20 protein-coding genes are annotated in these 19,742 nt (G+C 65.3%); 9 read left to right on the plus strand and 11 right to left on the minus strand.

The genetic code is table 11. From position 1 onward, the window contains the following. Positions 1 to 249: 249 nt before the first annotated feature. Positions 250 to 1,245 carry a GntR family transcriptional regulator gene (locus tag AKN83_RS06945; RefSeq protein WP_050406737.1) on the plus strand — a complete coding sequence of 332 codons (996 nt, stop codon included), beginning with the start codon at positions 250 to 252 and terminating at the stop codon, positions 1,243 to 1,245. Between the two features lie 27 nt (positions 1,246 to 1,272). Here AKN83_RS06945 and hpaR read toward each other — a convergent pair whose 3' ends face one another. Continuing rightward, the gene (gene hpaR, locus AKN83_RS06950) at positions 1,273 to 1,806 is read right to left on the minus strand and encodes a homoprotocatechuate degradation operon regulator HpaR (RefSeq protein WP_050406738.1); all 534 of its coding nucleotides are present in this window, start codon (positions 1,804 to 1,806) and stop codon (positions 1,273 to 1,275) included. A 110-nt stretch (positions 1,807 to 1,916) separates the two neighbouring features. Here hpaR and hpaH point away from each other — a divergent pair, with 110 nt between their 5' ends. The 6 genes from hpaH (at position 1,917) to AKN83_RS06980 (ending at position 8,363) form a co-directional block, all read left to right on the plus strand. Beyond that, positions 1,917 to 2,723 (plus strand): 2-oxo-hept-4-ene-1,7-dioate hydratase, encoded by an 807-nt coding sequence (gene hpaH / locus AKN83_RS06955; protein WP_050406739.1) that lies wholly within the window; start codon positions 1,917 to 1,919, stop codon positions 2,721 to 2,723. A 21-nt stretch (positions 2,724 to 2,744) separates the two neighbouring features. Next, entirely contained in the window at positions 2,745 to 3,143 is a 399-nt protein-coding gene (locus tag AKN83_RS06960) for a 5-carboxymethyl-2-hydroxymuconate Delta-isomerase (RefSeq protein WP_050406740.1), read from the plus strand. Next, entirely contained in the window at positions 3,136 to 4,680 is a 1,545-nt protein-coding gene (gene hpaE / locus AKN83_RS06965; protein ID WP_050406741.1) for a 5-carboxymethyl-2-hydroxymuconate semialdehyde dehydrogenase, read from the plus strand. Before AKN83_RS06960 ends, hpaE begins: the two co-directional genes overlap by 8 nt. A gap of 107 nt (positions 4,681 to 4,787) precedes the next feature. Then, positions 4,788 to 5,771, plus strand: coding sequence for a 3,4-dihydroxyphenylacetate 2,3-dioxygenase (hpaD, locus tag AKN83_RS06970; RefSeq protein WP_050406742.1), 984 nt, complete (start codon positions 4,788 to 4,790; stop codon positions 5,769 to 5,771). 66 nt (positions 5,772 to 5,837) lie between these two features. Continuing rightward, positions 5,838 to 6,710 (plus strand): fumarylacetoacetate hydrolase family protein, encoded by an 873-nt coding sequence (locus AKN83_RS06975; protein WP_050406792.1) that lies wholly within the window; start codon positions 5,838 to 5,840, stop codon positions 6,708 to 6,710. A gap of 24 nt (positions 6,711 to 6,734) precedes the next feature. After that, positions 6,735 to 8,363 carry a thiamine pyrophosphate-dependent enzyme gene (locus tag AKN83_RS06980; RefSeq protein ID WP_050406743.1) on the plus strand — a complete coding sequence of 543 codons (1,629 nt, stop codon included), beginning with the start codon at positions 6,735 to 6,737 and terminating at the stop codon, positions 8,361 to 8,363. Here the strand turns inward: AKN83_RS06980 and AKN83_RS06985 are convergent. The 10 genes from AKN83_RS06985 to AKN83_RS07030 form a co-directional block, all read right to left on the minus strand. Next, entirely contained in the window at positions 8,360 to 9,574 is a 1,215-nt protein-coding gene (locus tag AKN83_RS06985; protein WP_050406744.1) for an MFS transporter, read from the minus strand. The genes AKN83_RS06980 and AKN83_RS06985 overlap by 4 nt on opposite strands. Positions 9,575 to 9,600: 26 nt before the next feature. Next, the gene (gene alkB / locus AKN83_RS06990) at positions 9,601 to 10,254 is read right to left on the minus strand and encodes a DNA oxidative demethylase AlkB (RefSeq protein ID WP_050406793.1); all 654 of its coding nucleotides are present in this window, start codon (positions 10,252 to 10,254) and stop codon (positions 9,601 to 9,603) included. 11 nt (positions 10,255 to 10,265) lie between these two features. After that, the gene (locus AKN83_RS06995; RefSeq protein ID WP_050406745.1) at positions 10,266 to 11,009 is read right to left on the minus strand and encodes a 2OG-Fe(II) oxygenase; all 744 of its coding nucleotides are present in this window, start codon (positions 11,007 to 11,009) and stop codon (positions 10,266 to 10,268) included. Positions 11,010 to 11,166: 157 nt separating this feature from the next. Next, complete coding sequence (locus tag AKN83_RS07000) at positions 11,167 to 11,853, minus strand: DUF2848 domain-containing protein (protein WP_050406746.1); 687 nt, start codon at positions 11,851 to 11,853, stop codon at positions 11,167 to 11,169. After that, on the minus strand, positions 11,846 to 13,195 hold the full coding sequence (locus AKN83_RS07005; protein WP_050406747.1) for an amidase: 1,350 nt from the start codon (positions 13,193 to 13,195) through the stop codon (positions 11,846 to 11,848). Before AKN83_RS07005 ends, AKN83_RS07000 begins: the two co-directional genes overlap by 8 nt. Before the next feature lie 162 nt (positions 13,196 to 13,357). Next, entirely contained in the window at positions 13,358 to 14,077 is a 720-nt protein-coding gene (locus AKN83_RS07010; RefSeq protein WP_050406748.1) for an ABC transporter ATP-binding protein, read from the minus strand. Beyond that, a complete protein-coding gene (locus AKN83_RS07015) occupies positions 14,067 to 14,798 on the minus strand; it encodes an ABC transporter ATP-binding protein (RefSeq protein ID WP_050406749.1) in 732 nt (243 codons plus the stop codon). The genes AKN83_RS07010 and AKN83_RS07015 overlap by 11 nt, the downstream gene beginning before the upstream one ends. Next, complete coding sequence (locus AKN83_RS07020) at positions 14,788 to 15,708, minus strand: branched-chain amino acid ABC transporter permease (RefSeq protein ID WP_050406750.1); 921 nt, start codon at positions 15,706 to 15,708, stop codon at positions 14,788 to 14,790. The genes AKN83_RS07015 and AKN83_RS07020 overlap by 11 nt, the downstream gene beginning before the upstream one ends. Continuing rightward, on the minus strand, positions 15,701 to 16,624 hold the full coding sequence (locus AKN83_RS07025; protein WP_050406751.1) for a branched-chain amino acid ABC transporter permease: 924 nt from the start codon (positions 16,622 to 16,624) through the stop codon (positions 15,701 to 15,703). Before AKN83_RS07025 ends, AKN83_RS07020 begins: the two co-directional genes overlap by 8 nt. Before the next feature lie 45 nt (positions 16,625 to 16,669). Further along, the gene (locus AKN83_RS07030; protein ID WP_050406752.1) at positions 16,670 to 17,917 is read right to left on the minus strand and encodes an amino acid ABC transporter substrate-binding protein; all 1,248 of its coding nucleotides are present in this window, start codon (positions 17,915 to 17,917) and stop codon (positions 16,670 to 16,672) included. A 222-nt stretch (positions 17,918 to 18,139) separates the two neighbouring features. Here AKN83_RS07030 and AKN83_RS07035 point away from each other — a divergent pair, with 222 nt between their 5' ends. Both AKN83_RS07035 and AKN83_RS07040 read left to right on the plus strand, forming a co-directional pair. Further along, positions 18,140 to 18,553, plus strand: coding sequence for a Zn-ribbon domain-containing OB-fold protein (locus AKN83_RS07035; RefSeq protein ID WP_021079894.1), 414 nt, complete (start codon positions 18,140 to 18,142; stop codon positions 18,551 to 18,553). Between the two features lie 4 nt (positions 18,554 to 18,557). Continuing rightward, entirely contained in the window at positions 18,558 to 19,697 is a 1,140-nt protein-coding gene (locus AKN83_RS07040) for a thiolase C-terminal domain-containing protein (protein ID WP_050406753.1), read from the plus strand. Positions 19,698 to 19,742 lie beyond the last annotated feature (45 nt).

Genomic DNA, 19,742 nt, shown 5'->3' on the forward strand with positions numbered 1-19,742 from the left:
CGTTGAAACGAGCTGACGCGTCGATCCGTTGCGCTATCCGCAGCCATCAATCGGCGCGGCGAACAAACGTGAGCGCCGCTGCAGCGCACAAGACGCGCAACGGCGGCCATCGATCTGGCGTTTGACACAGCTAAACATGATTGCACATTGCACGCAATAGTCAAAAGTTCGCTGGCAACGGTGCGTAAATGCCTGCTACCAGCGACCATGACGGGATCACATGATAGTGTGACCGACGGGCAGTCATCGATGTCGATTCCAAGAGCGAAATCGCAGACCAGACGGAAGCAGCCGGCCTACGCGCTGATCAAGAGCGCGTTGGCAAAGCACATCCGCGCTGGCAACGTGCCACCTGGCACGGTGCTTTCCGAATCGGCGATCGCGACCCTGTTCGGCTCCAGCCGCTCGCCGGTGCGGCAAGCCTTCGAACAGCTCGAGCACGTCGGACTGGTGCGCCGCTTCGACGGCCGCGGCGTCGTCGCCGGCAAGCGCAATGTCGAACCGCGGCGCGTCCCGATCACGCCGGAGATGTTTGGATTGACCGACGGCCCGGTCGAGGCGGTGCGAAGCGACGCCTGGGACACCCTCTATTACAAGCTCGAACGCGAGATCATCTACCGTTCGCTGTTCGGCCGCTTCCGCGTCAGCGAGCTCGCATTGGCACGGCACTTCCGCGTCGGGCGCACGGTTGCGCGCAATCTGCTGTTACGCGCGCAGGCGATCGGAATCCTGGAGAAAGGCGCCAAGGCTCATTGGTATGTCGTGCCCTTGGACGAGGATCGCCTCCGCGACATCTTCGAGGTGCGCGCCACCCTAGAGCCGCTACTGCTCAAATCCGCTGCGGCAAAGATCCCTGCCGCGCTGCTAGACCGGATGGCGGAGCGGCTGCGCGAGGGAATCCAATTCCGCAGCCGTGTCGGCGTCGGCGAGCTCGATGAGATCGAGGGTGATCTTCATATCCGTTGCCTCGGCTACGGCGTCAATCGCGAGATGATCGAAGCGCTCAAGCGCACCCACTGCGCGTTCGTGATCGGCAAGCATATCCAGGTGGCGCTGACCGCGCCGCAGATCGATTCCTTCATGGACGAGCATCTGGTGATCATCGAGGCCTTGCGCGCCCGCGACGGCGATGCGGCCGCCGCGACCTTGCGCCGCCATATCGAATGGTCCCACTCCAAGGTCGCCGGCTGGATTGCCCAATTCCGCGCCATCAACGTGATCTCGCGCGTGCCCTATATGGCCTGAGCGGCATCGCCGCGCAAAGCCCCGGTACTACTCGTCGGCCTCGGCCACGGCATCATCGGTCGGGTTCATTCCGGCGAGACTTGCTTCCAGCGTGCCCAGCATTTCGTGAAGCTCCGCAAGCTTGCGCGCGCCATACCGCCGTGTGATCTCGGCGTAGATCGCTTCCGATGTCGGCGCCACCGCCTCGATCAGCTTCAACCCCTTGGCCGAGATCGAGACCACCGCGCGCCGGCCGTCGTTCTCCGCCGCCTTGCGCTCGATTAATGCGCGGGCCTCGAGGTCGCGCAGGATTCGCGACAGGCTCGGGCCGAGCAGAAACGCCACACGCGCGAGCTCGGTGACCTCGATTTCGTCGACCGCGGTGAGCGCCCGCAGGATCCGCCATTGCTGCTCAGTCAGCCCGTGATTGCGCAGCGACGGCCGGAACTGCCGCATCACGGCCTCGCGCGCACGCAGCAGCGACATCGGCAACGAACGCGAGAATTCGCGCATCGGGGCCCGTCGTGCCGATGCGTCGTCGCCCTGCCCTGGCCGAATGTCGTTCGAATTCTTTCGCGCCATCGCTCAATCCATCGCAACGAACTTTTGCGCTGCAGCATGCTTTGAATCAGTTTGCGGAAATTCATTTAACATGTTAATCATCTCCCGACATCCACTTTTGTGTAGCACGCATGGCCCTTTCCAAGGACGATATCCGCGCTGCCGCCGAACGGCTCGACGGCGCGGAAAAGACCCGCAAGCAAATCCGCCAGCTGTCGCTGGAATACCCCCGCATTACCCTCGAAGACGCCTACGCGATTCAGAAGGCCTGGGTCGGGATGAAGGTGGCGCAGGGGCGCGTCGTCAAGGGCCACAAGATCGGCCTGACCTCGAAGGCGATGCAGAGCGCGCTCAATATCGACGAGCCGGATTCCGGCATCCTGCTCGACGACATGTTCTTTGCCGATGGCGGCCTGGTGCCGACCGACCGCTTCATCGCAACCCGCGTCGAGGCCGAACTCGCCTTCGTGATGAAGCATCGCCTCGCAGGGCCGAACTGCACGCTGTTCGACGTGCTCAACGCCACCGACTTCGTGGTGCCGGCGCTGGAGATCCTGGATACCAGGATCGAGCGCGTCGATCCCGAGACCAAGGCGACACGCAAGATCTTCGACACCATCGCCGATAACGCCGCCAATGCCGGCATCGTGCTTGGCGGCCGGCCGATCCGCCCGCTGGAAGCCGATCTGCGCTGGATCGGCGCGCTGTGCTTCCGCAACGGCCAGCTCGAGGAAACCGGTCTGGCTGCCGGCGTGTTGAATCATCCGGCGACCGCGGTGGCGTGGCTCGCCAACAAGATCGCCCCGAACGGGCTGGCGCTGGAAGCCGGACAGATCGTGCTGGCCGGCTCCTTCATCCGCCCGATCGAGACCCGCAAGGGCGACACCATCCAGGCCGATTACGGACCCTACGGTTCCGTGAGCTGCTACTTCGCCTGACGCCATCAGTAGGAGCGCTGCATGCCGCATTTCACGATTGAATACTCCGCCAATCTCGACGATCTCGTCGACATGGGCGCGACGGTCGAACTGGTCCGCAAGGCCGCGGTCGGGACCGGCATCTTCCCGCTCGGCGGCATCCGCGTCCGCGCCATCAGATGCGAGCACTACGCGATCGGCGACGGCCGCAAGACTTACGGCTTCCTCGACATGGTGCTGCGGCTCGGCGAAGGCCGCGACCTCGCCACCCGCAAGAAGGCTGGCGAGCACATCTTCCAGGCGCTGTCGGCCCATCTTGATCCGGTCTTCGCCAAAGCCAAGTTCGCCCTGTCTTTCGACATGCAGATCAACGACAAGGAAACCAGCTGGAAACGCAACAACATCCACGACGCACTGAAAGTGGAGACGGTCAATGGATAAAGCGACAGCGAAATCGTCAGCCGACGTGTTCCAGGCCAACCGCGATCGCGCCGGGCCGCTGTTGGCGAAGCTGAAGGCAGAAGGCATTGGGAATGTGATCGACGGCAAGGTCGTCCCATCCGCTTCCGGTCAAACCTTCGAGACGAAATCGCCGATCGACGGAACGGTGCTGGCGACCGTCGCGCGCGGCAACGCCGACGATATCGACCGTGCCGCGACCGCCGCGTCCAAGGCCTTCAAGACCTGGCGCGACATGCCGGCGGCGCAGCGGCGCAAGCTGCTGCATCGCGTGGCTGACGCGATCGAGGAGCGCGCCGACGACATCGCCGTGCTCGAATGCATCGACACCGGCCAGGCGCACCGCTTCATGGCCAAGGCCGCGATCCGCGCCGCGGAGAATTTCCGCTTCTTCGCCGACAAATGCGCCGAGGCCCGCGACGGCCTCAACACGCCCTCTGACGAGCACTGGAACATCTCCACCCGCGTGCCGATCGGCCCGGTCGGCGTGATCACGCCGTGGAACACGCCCTTCATGCTCTCGACCTGGAAGATCGCGCCGGCGCTCGCCGCGGGCTGCACGGTGGTGCACAAGCCGGCGGAATGGTCGCCGGTCACCGCTGATCTGCTGGTCAAACTCGCAAAACAGGCCGGCATGCCGGACGGCGTCTTCAACACCGTGCACGGCTTCGGCGAGGACGCCGGCAAGGCGCTGACCGAGCACCCCGCGATCAAGGCGATCGGCTTCGTCGGCGAGAGCTCGACGGGCTCGGCAATCATGGCGCAGGGCGCGCCGACCCTGAAGCGAGTGCATTTCGAGCTCGGCGGCAAGAACCCGGTGATCGTGTTCGACGATGCCGACCTCGACCGCGCGCTCGATGCCGTCGTGTTCATGATCTACTCGCTCAACGGCGAACGCTGCACCTCATCGAGCCGACTGCTGGTTCAGGAGAGCATCGCCGACAGATTCATCGAGAAGCTGACCGCGCGCGTGAAGGCGCTCAAGGTCGGTCATCCCCTCGATCCCGCAACCGAGATCGGGCCTCTGATCCACGAGCGGCATCTCGCCAAGGTTTGCAGCTATTTCGACGTCGCGCAGAAGGACGGCGCCACGATCGCGGTCGGCGGCAAGCCGCATGACGGCCCCGGCGGCGGACATTATGTGCAGCCGACGCTGGTCACCGGCGCGAACGCAAAGATGCGTGTCGCCCAGGAAGAAGTGTTCGGTCCGTTCCTGACGGTGATCCCGTTCAAGGACGAAGCCGACGCGATTGAGATCGCCAACGGCGTGCAATACGGCCTGACCGGCTATGTCTGGACCGGCGAGATGGGCCGCGCGCTCCGTGTCGCCGATGCACTGGAAGCCGGCATGATCTGGCTCAACTCGGAAAACGTCCGCCATCTGCCAACCCCGTTCGGCGGCATGAAAGCCTCCGGCATCGGCCGCGACGGCGGCGACTACTCGTTCGACTTCTACATGGAAACCAAGCACGTCTCGCTCGCGCGCGGGACGCACAAGATCCAGAAACTGGGAATTTGATTGCACGTCGTTCCGGGGCGGCGCGTAGCGGCAAACCCGGAACCTCGAGATTCCGCGTTCTCGCTTCGCGAGCCCGGAATGACGAATAAAATTGAGGGGAAACACCGATGCCCGTTCCGACACACGTCTTCGATCCGCCGTTCAACATCATCCGCTGCAGCCATGCCGTGCTCGACGTCACGGACCTGGAGAAGAGCGCCGCCTTCTACGAGAAGACCGTCGGCCTCCACATCGAGGACCGCGACGACAAATCGGTGTATCTGCGCGCCAGCGAGGAGCACCAGCATCACTCGGTGGTGCTGCGCAAGGCTGCGAAGGCTGCCTGCAACCGGCTCGGCTTCAAGGTCGGCAATGACGGCGACCTCGACAAGGCGGCCGCCTTCTTCTCGGAGAACGGCATCGCCTACGCTTTCGTTGACCAGCCGTTCCAGGGCCGCACGCTGCAATTCGCCGATCCGTTCGGCTTCCAGATCGAGCTCTACGCTACGATGGAGAAGCGCCCGCATCTGTTGCGGCGCTACGATCTCTACAAGGGCTGCCATCCGCAGCGGCTCGACCATTTCAACGTATTCGCCGCCGAGGTGCAGGACACCGTCGACTTCTACGCCCGGCTCGGCTTCCGCCTCACCGAATATGCCGAGGAGGACGGCGACCAGGGGCGCATCGCCGCCGCCTGGATGCATCGCAAGGGCAATGTCCACGACTTCGCCATCACCAACGGTCGTGGCCCGCGCTTGCACCACATCGCCTATTGGGTGCCGACCGCGATGAACATCGTGCACCTCTGCGACGTGATGGCCTCCTCCGGCTTCCTCAAGAACATCGAGCGCGGCCCGGGCCGGCACGGCATCTCCAACGCCTTCTTCCTCTACATCCGCGATCCCGACGGCCACCGCATCGAGCTCTACACCAGCGATTATTTCACCGGCGATCACGACCACGAGCCGTTGCGCTGGTCGCTGCGCGATCCGCGCCGCCAGACGCTGTGGGGCGCGCCGGCGCCGCGCTCCTGGTTCGAGGAAGGTTCGACCTTCGCCGGCCAAACGGTGCGCGAACCGCGCTTCGTCGCCGACGTGCTGGTCGCGGATTAGTGCGCAAGACCCCATCCCCTCACCGTCCCGGCGAAAGCCGGGACGACACCAATTATGGGACTGCTGATGCCCTCTCCTCGCCTCGCCACCTACTCCGTCAACGGCACCACCAGCTATGGCGCCGTCACCGATACCGGCATCGTCGACCTCTCGTCGCGCTTCGCCAAGAACTATCCGACGCTGCGCGAGGCGATCGCCGCCGGCGCGCTGCCCAAGCTCGTTGAGGACGCCGCCAAGCACGCGCCCGACCACGCGCTCGACGCGGTCACCTGGCAGCCGCCGATCCCGGCGCCGGACAAGATCATCTGCATCGGCGTCAACTATCCCGATCGCAATGCCGAGTACAAGGACGGCTCGGACGCGCCGAAATATCCGAGCATGTTCCTGCGGGTGCCGCGCTCCTTCGTCGGCCACAACACGCCGGTGGTGCGGCCGCGGATCTCGCCGCAGCTCGACTATGAGGGCGAGTTGGTGCTGGTGATCGGCAAGGCCGGCCGGCACATTCCGGAGAGCGCGGCGCTCGATCACATCGCCGCGATCACGCTCTGCAATGAAGGCACCATCCGCGACTGGGTGCGCCACGCCAAATTCAACGTCACCCAGGGCAAGAATTTCGATTCCACCGGCAGTCTCGGCCCGTGGATCGTGCCTTACAGCAGCGAAGCGCAGATCGCCGATGTCCGGCTGACCACCAAGGTCAACGGTGAGGTCAGGCAGGACGACCGCACCTCGCGCTTGATCTTCGGCTTCCGCTACCTCATCAACTACATCTCGACCTTCACGACGCTGGTTCCCGGCGACATCATCGTCACGGGAACGCCGACCGGCGCAGGCGCGCGGTTCGATCCGCCGCGCTATCTGAAGCCCGGTGATGTCGTCGAGGTCGAGGCCGAAGGCGTCGGCATCCTGCGCAACGGCGTCGTCGACGAAGCCAACTAATCCCGCAAGCGAGTGGACAGTGCCATGACATCAACATCCGGCGGCGAAGCAATCGTCAACGGCCTCGTCGCCCACGGCGTCGACACCGTGTTCGGCCTGCCCGGCGCGCAGATCTATGGCCTGTTCGATGCGTTCCACCAGGCGCAGCTCAAGGTAGTCGGCGCCCGGCACGAGCAGGCCTGCGGCTACATGGCGTTCGGCTATGCCCGCTCCTCAGGCCGGCCCGGCGTGTTCAGCGTGGTGCCCGGCCCCGGCGTGCTCAACGCCTCGGCGGCGTTGCTCACTGCGTTCGGCTGCAACGAGCCGGTGCTGTGCCTGACCGGCCAGGTGCCGACGCAATTCCTCGGCAAGGGCCGCGGCCATCTGCACGAGATGCCGGACCAGCTCGCGACCTTGCGCACCTTCGTGAAATGGGCCGACCGGATCGAATATCCCGACAATGCGCCGGCGATGGTGTCGCGCGCGTTCCAGGAGATGCTGTCGGGCCGGCGCGGTCCCGCGTCGCTCGAGATGCCGTGGGATGTGTTTACCCAGCGCACTCAGGTTGCAGCGGTCAAGCCGTTCGACCCGTTGCCGGCGCCGCAGCCCGATCCGGACCGCATCAAGGCCGCCGCCGACCTGATCGCCGGCAGCAAGGCGCCGATGATCTTCGTCGGCAGCGGCGCCATCGAGGCAGGCGAGGAAATCCTCGAACTGGCCGAGATGATCGACGCACCGGTGGTCGCATTCCGCAGCGGCCGCGGCATCGTCTCCAACGCGCACGAGCTCGGACTCACGATGGCCGCGGCCTACAAGCTGTGGCCGAAGACAGATTTGATGATCGGCATCGGCACCCGCATGGAATTGCCGACGATGTCGCGCTGGCCCTATCAGCCTGCCGGCCTGAAATGCGTGCGGATCGACATCGATGCGGTCGAGCTGAGACGTTGGCCCGCCGACGCCGGCGTGATCGCGGACGCCAAGGCCGGCACCGCCGATCTCGTCTCGGCCGTGCACAAGGCGGGCTACAGCAAGACCGCGGGACGCCGCGCCGCGATCCGCGAGGCGACCGCAGCCGCCGAACACGAGATACAGCGCATCCAGCCGCAGATGGCCTATCTGAAGATCCTGCGCGAGGTGCTGCCGGCCAACGCCATCGTCACCGACGAGCTGTCGCAGGTCGGCTTTGCGTCGTGGTACGGTTTTCCGATCTACGAGCCGCGCACCTTCATCACGTCGGGCTATCAGGGCACGCTCGGCTCGGGTTTCCCGACCGCGCTCGGCGCCAAGGTCGCCAACCCGGACAGGCCAGTGGTCGCGATCACCGGTGACGGTGGCTTCATGTTCGGCGTGCAGGAGCTCGCTACCGCCGTGCAGTTCAAGATCGGCGTGGTGACGCTGGTGTTCAACAACAATGCTTACGGTAATGTCCGCCGCGACCAGCGCCAGCATTTCGACGGCCGCGTCGTCGCCTCGAACCTGGTCAATCCTGATTTCGTCAAGCTCGCGGAATCCTTCGGCGCCGGCGCCGCGCGCGTCACCTCGCCGGATCAGTTCCGCCCGGTGCTGGAGAAGGCGCTGGCCGACGGCGGGCCCTACGTGATCTCGGTGGAAGTGCCGACCGATTCCGAAGTCTCACCCTGGGCGTTCATCCATCCGGCACGAAACAACTAGGCACCCTGCACGCCGCGTTGCGCCCGCGACGCGGCGATCACCAGCAGGCCGGCGCCGGCGACCGACCAGCAGGCGACCGGCGCCCAATGCACCAGCGGCGCATAATCCGGCAGCTTCTGCAAGCCACCGGCAACCGCCGCCATCCGAGCAAACGTCGCGAGCGCCAGCGCCGAGAACACGAGGCCCGTGACCTTACCTTCGGCACCGGTCTCCCCGATCGCAAGCGCCGCGGACACTGCGCTCATCAGCATGCAGCCCCAGGCCGCGCCCGCCATGAACTGCGCCACGATCAGCACGTTGAGGCTGCCGGCGATCTCCGCGGCAACGATGGCGAATGCGCCAAGCAGTCCCGCCGCGCCCATCGCGATCAGGCCGCCGCGATGCTTGACGACTATACTCGCCGGGAACATCGCGATGTTGAAGCCGATCCAGAACACCGGCATCAACCATTGCAGCTCGTCCGGCTTGGCGAAGCGGAGATAGAACGGGGCGCTGTTGATGTTGAAGTGCAGTTGATAGCCGAGCGAGAGCAGAACCAGCGATCCGATAAGGAACATCGGCACCGCGCCGAGCCGCTTGGCCGGTGGCGGGAGCCGCTCCGGCTGCACATCTTCGGCGACGCGGCGTTCGATCCCTGAGAACGCCAGCGCGGTCAGCAGCAGCACGGCGCCGGACAGCACGAACGGCAGCCGCGCATCGTGATCGCGCAGCACGACGGCGAGGTAGGGCGAGACCGCGCCCGCGATGCCGTAGCCCAGCATCGCCAGCGCCGCGAGGAACGGGACGGAAGGTTGCGCGCGATACTTGCCGAGCAGCGTCAATGGCGGCGCGCGTAAGGCCGACGACGTCACGGCCCAGATCACGATCGACGCGATCAGCCAGACTTTTGCGCCCGGCCCAGTGTCGGCGACGTAAGGCAGCGCGATGAAGGCGGCGCAGGAGATCGAAGCGAGGATGCCGACGAACACGCCGAGACGACCGACCAGGATCGATATCCTGTCGGCGGCCATGCCCATCGCAGTGTCTGACACGGCGAAGATGGCCTGGTCCATCATCAGGATCAGGATGACGGTTGAAGGCGCGATGCCGACATCGGCGCACAGCTTGGGCAGGTAGATCAGGTAGGTGGTCCAGCCCAGCGTGAACACGAGTTGCAGCACGGCGAGATAAGCGCCGGTGCGGTTGACCGCGCGGTCGGCCTTGGTGGTCATCTACCAAGTCTAGATCACCCGGCGGTTCAGCGCACCTTGCGGAAGGTCAAATTGATGCGCTGGCGGCCGAGCACGCTGTGCTCGCCATCAGCGAGCGCTGCGACACCGTGATAAAATAGCCGCGACGGCCCGCCCCACACCGCAACATCGCCGTGTTCGAGCCGATAGCGGCGCGGCGTATCGCTCCGCTTCAGGCCGCCGAACAGGAAGATTGCCGGCAGCCCGAGCGAGATCGAGACGATCGGTGCGCCGTAGTCGAGCTCGTCCTTGTCCTGATGCAGCGACAATTTTGCGCCGGGCACATAGCGGTTGATCAGGCAGGCCTGCGGCGCAAAGCCATCGAAACCGGCCGCAGCCGCGGCATCGGCAGCGACCCCGCGCAACACCGCCGGCATCGTGGGCCAAGGCTGTCCCGTATCAGGGTCGATCGGATCGTAGCGATAGCCGCTGGGATCGGAAACCCAGCCGACGCTGCCGCAATTGGTCATCGCGACCGACATCCGATGGCCGCCCGGCGTGATCAGATGCCGGAACGGCGCCTGCTTGACGATGACACGCAAGGCCGGGATCAGCTCGGCCTCGAACGGCCGGACGAAGCCGCGCAGCAGCACCGCGCCGTCCGCGATCGTCTCGCGCGGCGGCCTTGCATCGCCAATGGACTCGAACAGATCAGCAGCCACGCCTTGCGCGCTCACTTTGCGTCGTGGAAGATCACGCCAACGGTGTGGCGATGGCCGGATCTGATCCGGCTGACGCCATGGCGCAGATTGACACGATACGGCCCGCGCGTCCCCTGCACCGGACGATGATGCACGGCAAACGCTACCGCATCGCCCTTGGTCAGCGGCACCACCTCGGGCCGCGACTGCATCCGCGGCCGCTGCTCGGTCAGCACGAATTCGCCGCCGGTGAAATCGCTGCCCGGCTGCGACAGAAGGATCGCGACCTGGATCGGGAACACGTGCTCGCCATAGAGATCCTGATGCAGGCAATTATAGTCGCCCTCGCCATATTGCAGCAGCAGCGGCGTCGGCCGTGTCTGCCCGGCGTCATGGCAGCGCTTCAGGAACGCCGCATGCGACGGCGGGTAGTTGATCTCGATCCCCATCGTCTGGTTCCAGCGATTGGCGGTGGCGGTCAGCCGCGCATAGAGCGCCGGCCGCAGCTCGCCGATCAGGTCCGGCAGCGGGTATGAGAAATACTTGTACTCGCCGCGGCCAAAACCGTGGCGGCCCATCACGACCTTGCTGCGGAACCGGCCGTCATCGGGATAGAGCGCGGCGATCGCATCGCATTCCTCCGGCGTCAGCAGGCCGCCCAGGACGGCGCATCCCTGCCCGTCGAGGTCGGTTGTGATCTGTTCCCAGGCGAGCCCGTCGACGCGGGCGGGAATGCTGGTGGCTGGGCGGGTGAGGGTTTTGGCTGCTGCTGTCATAGGGCAGAATCTGGCCCCTGATCGCGGTCGGCGCCACCCGATTTCCGGTGGGAAATGCCGGAGAACTGCGCCCCATCACCGCCGTCGCCCCGGCGAAAGCAGGAACGACGGGTGGAGAGAGTCTGGTCACCTCTGCGCGACGACGCGCGGAAAGAGCTCAACCCCTGACCGGCAGCGTGACCACGTCATATCCGTGGCTAATCTTGCGCTTCATCACCGGGTCTTCCAGCTCGAACTCGAAGCGGCTCGCGGGGCGGATGCCGCCCTTGGCCGCGAACGTGCCGCCGAACATGGCGCAGCCGTCGGGCAACGCGCCCTCGTCGAAGCCGCGCGCGATCAGGTCCTTGACCGGGAGCATGTGATCGAGCGTGCCCTCCTGGTAGAGCACGCGCTGTCCGCCGATCGTGGCCCAGGAGCGCAGGATAAGCTGGTCCCAGTGATCGATGACGTCCTCGAGCTCCCACAATTCAGACGCGACAGGCTTGTCGCACATCTGCTTCGACACCGTGACGCTGTAGCTCTCGACCTTGCGATCGGTATGGTCGGAGCCGCAGCCAACGAAGGTGCGCCCCTGCCAGCCGATCAGCACGAACTCGGCCTCGCCGCTGGAGTCCTCGCCGCAGACCTCGATCGTATCGGCGAAAGTGAGCCGGCGTGCCGAGCAACGATAATAGATCGGCGTGGTCGCGGGCCGCGCGATACCGAGCGCCTCGAGCTCGGCGATGTGCTTGTCGCGCGCCACCGGATCGCGGCCGGTCCAGCCGGCGATCACGGCCTGTTTGATTTCCAGCGTGAGCGGCGTCGCGACGCCCTTGTCGTCGATAGTGAAGGTGAGATCAAACACGGATGACGGTCTCCATTCCGGCCGCAAGCTCGAAGATGCGGCGATCCGAGCCGCCGGCGGCGGCGAGCATCAGGCCTACCGGTGCCTCGCCCTCGCGATGCGCGGGCAGCGAGATGGCGCAGCCGTCGAGCACGTTGATCAGCGAGGGATTGCGCAGCGCGCGTAGATTCTCGGTGGCGAATGCCTTGTCGTCGGCAAGGCTCGCAATGGTCGGCGGCAGATTCGCCGTGGTCGGCAGCACCATCGCATCATAGGGCGCGATGCGCGCCTCGGTGCGGGCGATGAACGACCGCCGCGCGTTGACGATGTCGATATAGTCGGCGGCCAGGAAGCCCTCGCCGCGCTGGATCCGCACCGCGACGCGCGGATCGTAGATGTCGCCCTTGCTCGCCAGCAGGAAGCGGTGCCAGGCATAGCTCTCGGCCGCGGAAAACCCGCCCTTGGCGTTCATCACGCCGACATCGAGCAGTTCCGGCATTTCGATCCGCTCGATCAGAGCGCCGGCACGCGACAGCGAGGCCAGCGCGCGCTCGAAGGTCTTTGCGACGCCATCGTCGAGATCGTCGAGCACGACCGTGGTCGGCACCGCGAGCCGCATGCCCTTGACCGGGCGCGGCGCGAGCGGCGTCACCGGCTCGTCGGCCAGCACCGCGTCGAGCGCGGCGCAGCAGGCGACTGAATTGGCCAGGGGGCCGTAGCTATCCAGCGTGAACGACAGCGGCACGCCGCCATCGAGCGGAATCCGGCGCTGGGTCGGCTTGTAGCCGACGATGCCGTTGAAGGCGGCCGGAATGCGGCACGAGCCGCCGGTGTCGGTGCCGAGCGCGCCGAACGCCATGCCGTCGGCGATCGAGACCGCCGCGCCCGAGGATGAGCCGCCGGGCACATGGCCGACGCTCCGATTCCAGGCGCTCTTCGGCGTCCCGTAATGCGGATTGATGCCGATACCCGAATAGGCGAACTCGGTCATGTTGGTGCGGCCGATCACGATGAAGCCGGCGCGCCTGAGCCGCGCCACCACGGGTGCATCGGCATCCGCCGGCGCGGAATCATCCAGCGCGCGGGAGCCGGCGCGCGTCACTTGCCCCTTGATGTCGAACAGGTCCTTGATCGAGACCGGAATGCCGGCAAAGGGCGACGGCGCGGCGTTGGCCTTGCGCAGGTGGTCCATGGCATCGGCGGCTTCCAGCGCCGCGTCGCGGTCGACCAGGGTGAAGGTGCGCTGGCCCTCGCCCGACGGATCGGCGATCCTGGCGATGCATTGCTCGACGAGCTTGCGGGCAGAGGTCGCGCCGCTGGCGAGGTCGGCGGCAAGGGAGGCGAGCGTCGGATTTTTCGGCATGGCTTTCACTTCACGGCTTGCTGGCTGGCAATTCAAACGGTCTTGCAGCTGATTGTGGCGCGAACCGGCGCTGATTGCCAGATCGGCGCTAGCGCTTCTTTTTTGACGCGTTTTCTTCACGCGAACCGGTGTCCACTTCGCTCGAAAACGCTTCCGCCAGCGTCACTTCAGCCCGAAATAGGCCCGGTGCAGCTCCTCATTGCCGCTCATCTCGGCAACCGTGCCGGAGAACCGGATCCGCCCGCCTTCCAGCACGAATACGCGGGTGGCAATCTCGAGAAAACCGATATTTTGCTCGGCGATCAGGAGCGCCAGTCCGCGGCCCTGCAGGCTCGACAGGGCGCGGAGCACCTCCTTGACGAACAGCGGCGACAGCCCGGCCGAGGGCTCATCCATCACAAGCAGCTTCGGCTCGGCCGACAGCGCCTTGGCGATGCCGAGCATCTTGCGCTGGCCGCCGGACAGGCTGGAGGCCGGGTCGCGGCGCTTGTCGCGCAGCACCGGGAACAGGCCGTATAGTTCGTCGACCCGCGCACCTGGATTGGTGTGGCCGAGCGCCTGTGCCCCGACGCGGATATTCTCCTCAATCGACAGATCGGGAAACACCGCAAGCTCCGACATGTAGGTCATGCCGCGCTTCATCCGATCCGAGGATCGCATCTTCGTGATGTCCTCGCCGCCGAGCTTGATGTGGCCGCTGCGGGCCTCGATCAGGCCGACCAGCGATTTCAGGAAGGTGGTCTTGCCCGCGCCATTGGCACCGAGCAAAAGGACGGTCTCGCCGGGGCGGACGTCGAGATCGACACCCCACAACACCTGCATGGTGCCGTAGCCGGCATCGACGCCCTTGGCGTCCAGAAGCGACACCGCATCAGTGGGCATGCTCGCCTCCCAGAAACACCTCGATCACCTGCGGCTCGCGCACCGCGGTGGCGAGCGTGCCTTCGAATATCTCCTTGCCCGCATTGAGCACGATGACACGGTCGGTGATCTGCTCGATGAAGCCCATCAGATGCTCGACCACGATGATCGCCATGCCGGTCGCGGCCAGCGCCTTGATGCGGCCGGCAATCCAGTCGAGCTCGGCCGGGTTGAGACCGGCGGCGAGCTCGTCGAGCAGCAATAGCCGCGGCCGTGTCGCCAGCGCACGGGTCAGATCGAGCATCTTCTGCTGCGCGCTGTTGAGATCGGCGGCAGGACGGTCCGCGACCTCCTTCAGTCGGTATTCCTCAAGCAACTCGGCAATCGACGGCGGCGTGCCAGTCGCGCCGCCATAGGCCAGCGCCACCTGGATGTTCTCGCGCACCGTGAGCGACAGGAACGGCTTCGGCACCTGGAAGGTGCGGTTGATGCCGCGGTGAACGAGCTTGTGCGAAGCGACGCCGCCGGAGGACGCGCCGTCGAACACGACCTCGCCGCCATCGGGCGCATAGAGACCCGAGATCACGTTGATCGCCGTGGTCTTGCCGGAGCCGTTCGGGCCGACGAGGCCAAGGATCTCGCCGGGCACGACGTGGAAGCTCAGGCCGTCGAGCGCATGGAAGCCGCCGAAGCGCTTGACCAGCTTGGAGACCTTGAGGATGGAGTTCTGCTCAGGGGACATGCCACCCCCTGCGCGTTGCCAGCGACACCAGGCCTGCCGGCAGGAACAGCACCAGTCCCATGATCAAGAGGCCATAGATCAGCTGGAAATATTGCGGCGTAGTGAAGCCGATCAGATTGTAGATGCCGTAGAGGATCAGCACGCCGACGATCGGTCCGGTAATGGTGGCAACCCCGCCGAACAGCGCGAACACGATCGCGAAGATCGAGAACTCGCCGGAGAACACGTTATCGGGATAGAACACCGAGACGTACCAGGCATAGATGCCTCCGGCGAGGCCCGCGACCAGCGCCGAGGCGAGCCAGGCGATCACCCGCATCTTCACGATATTGACGCCGGCCATCGAGGCCGACACCGCATCCTCGCGCACCGCCTGCAGTGCCAGCCCGAACGGCGAGTTCTTGAGATAGATCACCGCGCCAACCGTCAGCGCCATCACGATGACGGCAGCGTAATAGGCATGGGTCGGGTTGAACGTGCCGGTCAGCGACACGCCGTAGGGGCCCTTGGTGATCCCCTCCAGCGCCGGGTTGGCGACGAAATGCAGCACTGCGAGCGAGGCCGCAAGGTTGGCGATCGCGAAATACGCCCCCGACAACCGCAGCAGCGGCGTCAGCAACAGGCCGAGCGCCACCGCGACGAGGCCGCCGACCAGCACGGCCAGCGGCGCGGGCGTCTGCAGATGCATCACCATGATGGCGAAGCCATAGGCGCCGGCCCCGAAGAAGCCGACATAGCCGAACGGCAGATAGCCGGTGAAGCCATAGATGATGTTCACGCCTTGCGCGAGGATCAGGAAGATCACGAAGTTGAACAGCAACAGATGGTTTTGATAGACGCCGGGCAGCAGTGCGAACACCACCACCAGCGGCGCCAGGATAAACAGCAGATGCTTCGATGCATTATGCAACGCGCACCCGCCTTCCGAGCAGACCGCTCGGGCGCAACAACAGGATCACGATCAACAACACATAGGGCAACAGGTCGGCCCAGGAACTGAGATAGGTCTGCACAAGCATGTAGCAGAGGCCATAGACGACGCCGCCGAGCGCGGTGCCCAGCGGATTGCCGAGCGAGCCGAGCACGACGATCGCAAACGAGGTCACCGTCGCATCGGCGCCGAAGGCCGGCGTCACCGAGCCAAACATGAAGGGCGCGAACACGCCGGCGACCGCCGCGATGCCGAGCCCGATGCCGAACGCCGCCGCCGAGACGCGATCGACATCGATGCCGGTCGCCAAGGCCTCGTCACGGCGTGACATCACCGCGCGGGTCAGGGTGCCGAGCCGCGTGTGGTAGAGATAGAGATAGACAAATCCAATCGCGATCAGGCTGGTGATGGCCGCGATCACCCAGGGTGCAGGAAAGCCCTGGCCGAAGATCTGGATCGGCCCTGCCCCGCCGGCCTTGCCGCCGAACCACTTGACCTTGATGGTCGTGAACACGGTGCCGAGCAGCCGGCTCTGGATCGAGCGCTCGCTGGTGCCGGCGAAGATCGTGGTGACGGCTTCGATCACCTGCGACAGGCCGAAGAACAGGATGATCGACAGCATTTCCGGATTGGCCGAGCCCTGCAGCCGCGGCACCAGCACCCAGTACAGCAGCACGCCCGCCAGCACGAAGACCACGAACGCCAGCGGCACCGCGAACAGCGGGTCGATGCCGGCAATGCCGACCACGCCGAGCGCGATGAAGGCGCCCAGCATCAGGATGTCGCCATGCGCAAGATTGACGATGCGCATGACGCCGAACACGAGATTGAGACCGATGCCGACCAGGCTGAAATACAGCCCGAACAGCACGCCGGCAACGAGCGCATAGGTCATGCTATCGCTCGCCGCCGGAGATTGCGCCTGCCGCCCGAGACTGCATCACGGCGCCGGATAGATCGGCTTGCCGGTGGCGGTCTCGTGCGGATAGATCGAGACGAACTTGATGTGATCGTGCTCGTCGACCGTGAGCTGGCCGAGCGGCGTCAATTCGCCGATCTGCCCGCCCGTTTCATCCAGCGCGAAGGTGCCGTCCAGCGTCTTGAGCTGGCCTGAGAGCGAGAACACCGCGCGGCGCAGCTCCATCTGGTCGAGGCTGGTCGCAACCGACAGCGTCTTCTCGATCACCAGCGCCGTGGTGTAACCGGCCACCGCGTTGAAGCCGAACTCCATCTTGCCGTCATTGTACTTCTTCAGCCAGGCGGCGCGGAAATCCTTCATGGTCATCCCGAAATTGACGGGATAATCCAGCTCGGACGGCGGCACATAGGTCCAGATGTGCTCCAGCCCCTTGGCGCCGACGTTCTTCTCGAGCAGCTCGGTCTCGAGGCCGGCATAGATCGCGAACAGCATCTTGAACTTGGTGCCGACGTCCTGGACGTTGCGCAGGAAGGCGATGTCGTTGGGTGCGTAGCCGAAATGGATCACCGCGTCGGGATTGGCGTTGCTGATGTTGTTGATGATGACGTTGTAGTTGGTGGTCTCGGTCGGCACGCCCTGATCGTAGACGATCTCGATCGGCGCGCCGGACTCCTTGACGAACTTGCGGAACGCGTTGGCCTGGGTGCCGGTGAACTCGTTGGTCGCGTAGAGGATGGCGACCTTCTTGATGCCGAGGCCCGGACCATCATGGCTGATGAAATCAGCGACCGGCTTCGGCCAGACCGTCGACACCGGGTCGGCCATCAGCGCGATGTAGGGATTGTCCTTGGAGAAGAAGCTCGCGCCGGTGCCGGTCTGGTCGAACAGGAACATCTTGTGGTCGCGCGCGATCGCAACGGCCGGCGCGGTCAGCACCGACCCGGAATCGGCGACCAGGAGGTCGACCTTATCCTGGGTGACGAGCTGGTTATAAAGCGTCGAGGCCGTCGCGGTGTTGCTCTGGTCGTCGTAGGAGACGAGCTTGATCGGGATCTTCTTGTCGAACGCCTTCACGAAGACGCCACCCTCGGCGTTCTTCTGCTCGACCCACAATTTGAGCGAGCTGTAGACCGGCATCGAGATCGAGGCATAGCGCCCCGAGGACGCGTAGAGCGTGCCGATCTTGATCTCCGACGGTGCGTCGGCGGCGACCGCCTGCGTGGCAAATGCGAGGCTGGCAGCGAGTGCCGCGCCGATGATCCTCAGCATGATATGATTCCTCCCGGGTATCTTGGACGTCTCTTGGACCGCGGCCCTTCTACGCGCCGGACCGGAGCGACACAAGCATCGCGGCCTTAGCAATTGTGCGAGGGGCGGAATATGCGGCATGCGCGGGACACAGGCCGCTGCGCGGGGCGTGGATGGACCGTTGACGGCCCTCGGTCCGATGGCGCATCAAGACCGTAACGATTTCGGGAGGAAGTATCAGACATGGCCGAGCCCGCGCGCGCGAAACCAAAGCCGACACCTGAGACCCAGCATTTCTGGGACGGCACCAAGGCCGGCGAGTTGCGCCTGCAGCGCTGTGACGCCTGCGCCAATGTCTACTTCCCGCCGCGGCCGTTCTGCCCCTCCTGCGCCTCGCGCAAGGTCTCGGTCTTCAAGGCCAGCGGCAAGGGCAAGCTCTACAGCTACGTCATCAACCACCGTCCCGCCGCCCCCGGCTTCACGCCGCCTTACGCGATCGCCATCGTCGAGCTCGACGAAGGCCCGCGCATGATGAGCAACATCATCGATTGTCCGCAGACGCCGGAAGCGCTCGAGCTCGACATGCCGCTCGAGGTCGCCTTCGAGGCGCTCGATGACAAGATCACCCTTCCTTTGTTCCGCCCGGCAAAGGGGTAATGTGATGCGCAGGAACCAGGTTGCCGTCGTCGGTGCGGCCGAAACCACCGAACTCGGGGTCATCCCGAACATGTCGCAGATTCAGCTGCACGCGGACGCGGCGCTGAATGCGATCGCGGACGCCGGCCTGAAGCTGTCCGACATCGACGGCTTCGCCACCGCGGTCGAGACCCCGCAGCAGATGGCGCACTATCTCGGCATCACGCCGACCTGGGTCGACGGCACCTCGGTCGGCGGCTGCTCCTTCATGCTGCATGTCCGCCACGCCGCCGCCGCGATCGAGGCCGGCCTCTGCAACACCGTGCTGATCACCCATGCCGAGAGCGGCAAGTCGATGATCGGCAAGCAGCCCCGCTTCACCGCACCCGACAGCCTCAACGGCCAGTTTGAGTCGCCGTTCGGCGTCTACGGGCCGCCGAGCATGTTCCCGATTCCCGTGCTGCGTTTCATGAAGACGCACGGCATCACGCATGAGCAGCTGGCGATGGTCGCCGTCGTGCAGCGCGAATGGGCGGCGAAGAACCCGCGCGCGACCATGAAGGACCCGATCACGGTCGCCGACGTCCTGAACTCGCGGATGATCGCCTACCCGTTCCGGCTGTTGCAGTGCTGCCTCGTCACCGATGGCGGCGGCGCGCTGATCCTGACCTCGGCCGAGCGCGCCAAGGACTTCCCGCAAAAGCCGGTCTACATCCTCGGCACCGGCGAGAGCGTCGAAACGCCGATGGTCAGCCAGATGAAGACGTTCGACTCGTCGCGCGCCTTCAAGGTGGCAGGCCCGCTCGCCTTCAAGGAGGCCGGCATCACCCACAAGGACGTCGATCATCTGATGATCTACGACGCCTTCGCGCATCTGCCGCTCTACGGCCTCGGCGACCTCGGCTTCATGCCCCATGAGGAAACCGGCAAGTTCATCGCCGACGGCAACACCCGCCCCGGCGGCAAGCTGCCGCTCAACACCAATGGCGGCGGCCTGAGCTACATGCACTCGGGGATGTACGGCATGTATGCGCTGCAGGAGAGCGTGCGGCAGATGCGCGGCATCGCGCCGGCGCAGGTGCCGAATGCGAAGATCTCGGTCTGCCACGGCGTCGGCGGCATGTTCGCCGCGTCGGGCACGATCATCTTTACGAACGAGAAGTAACACCCGTCGTTCCGGGGCGTGCGAAGCGCGAACCCGGAACCTCGA

The organism is Bradyrhizobium embrapense, from assembly GCF_001189235.2.
GTDB classification, from domain to species: Bacteria; Pseudomonadota; Alphaproteobacteria; order Rhizobiales; family Xanthobacteraceae; genus Bradyrhizobium; species Bradyrhizobium embrapense.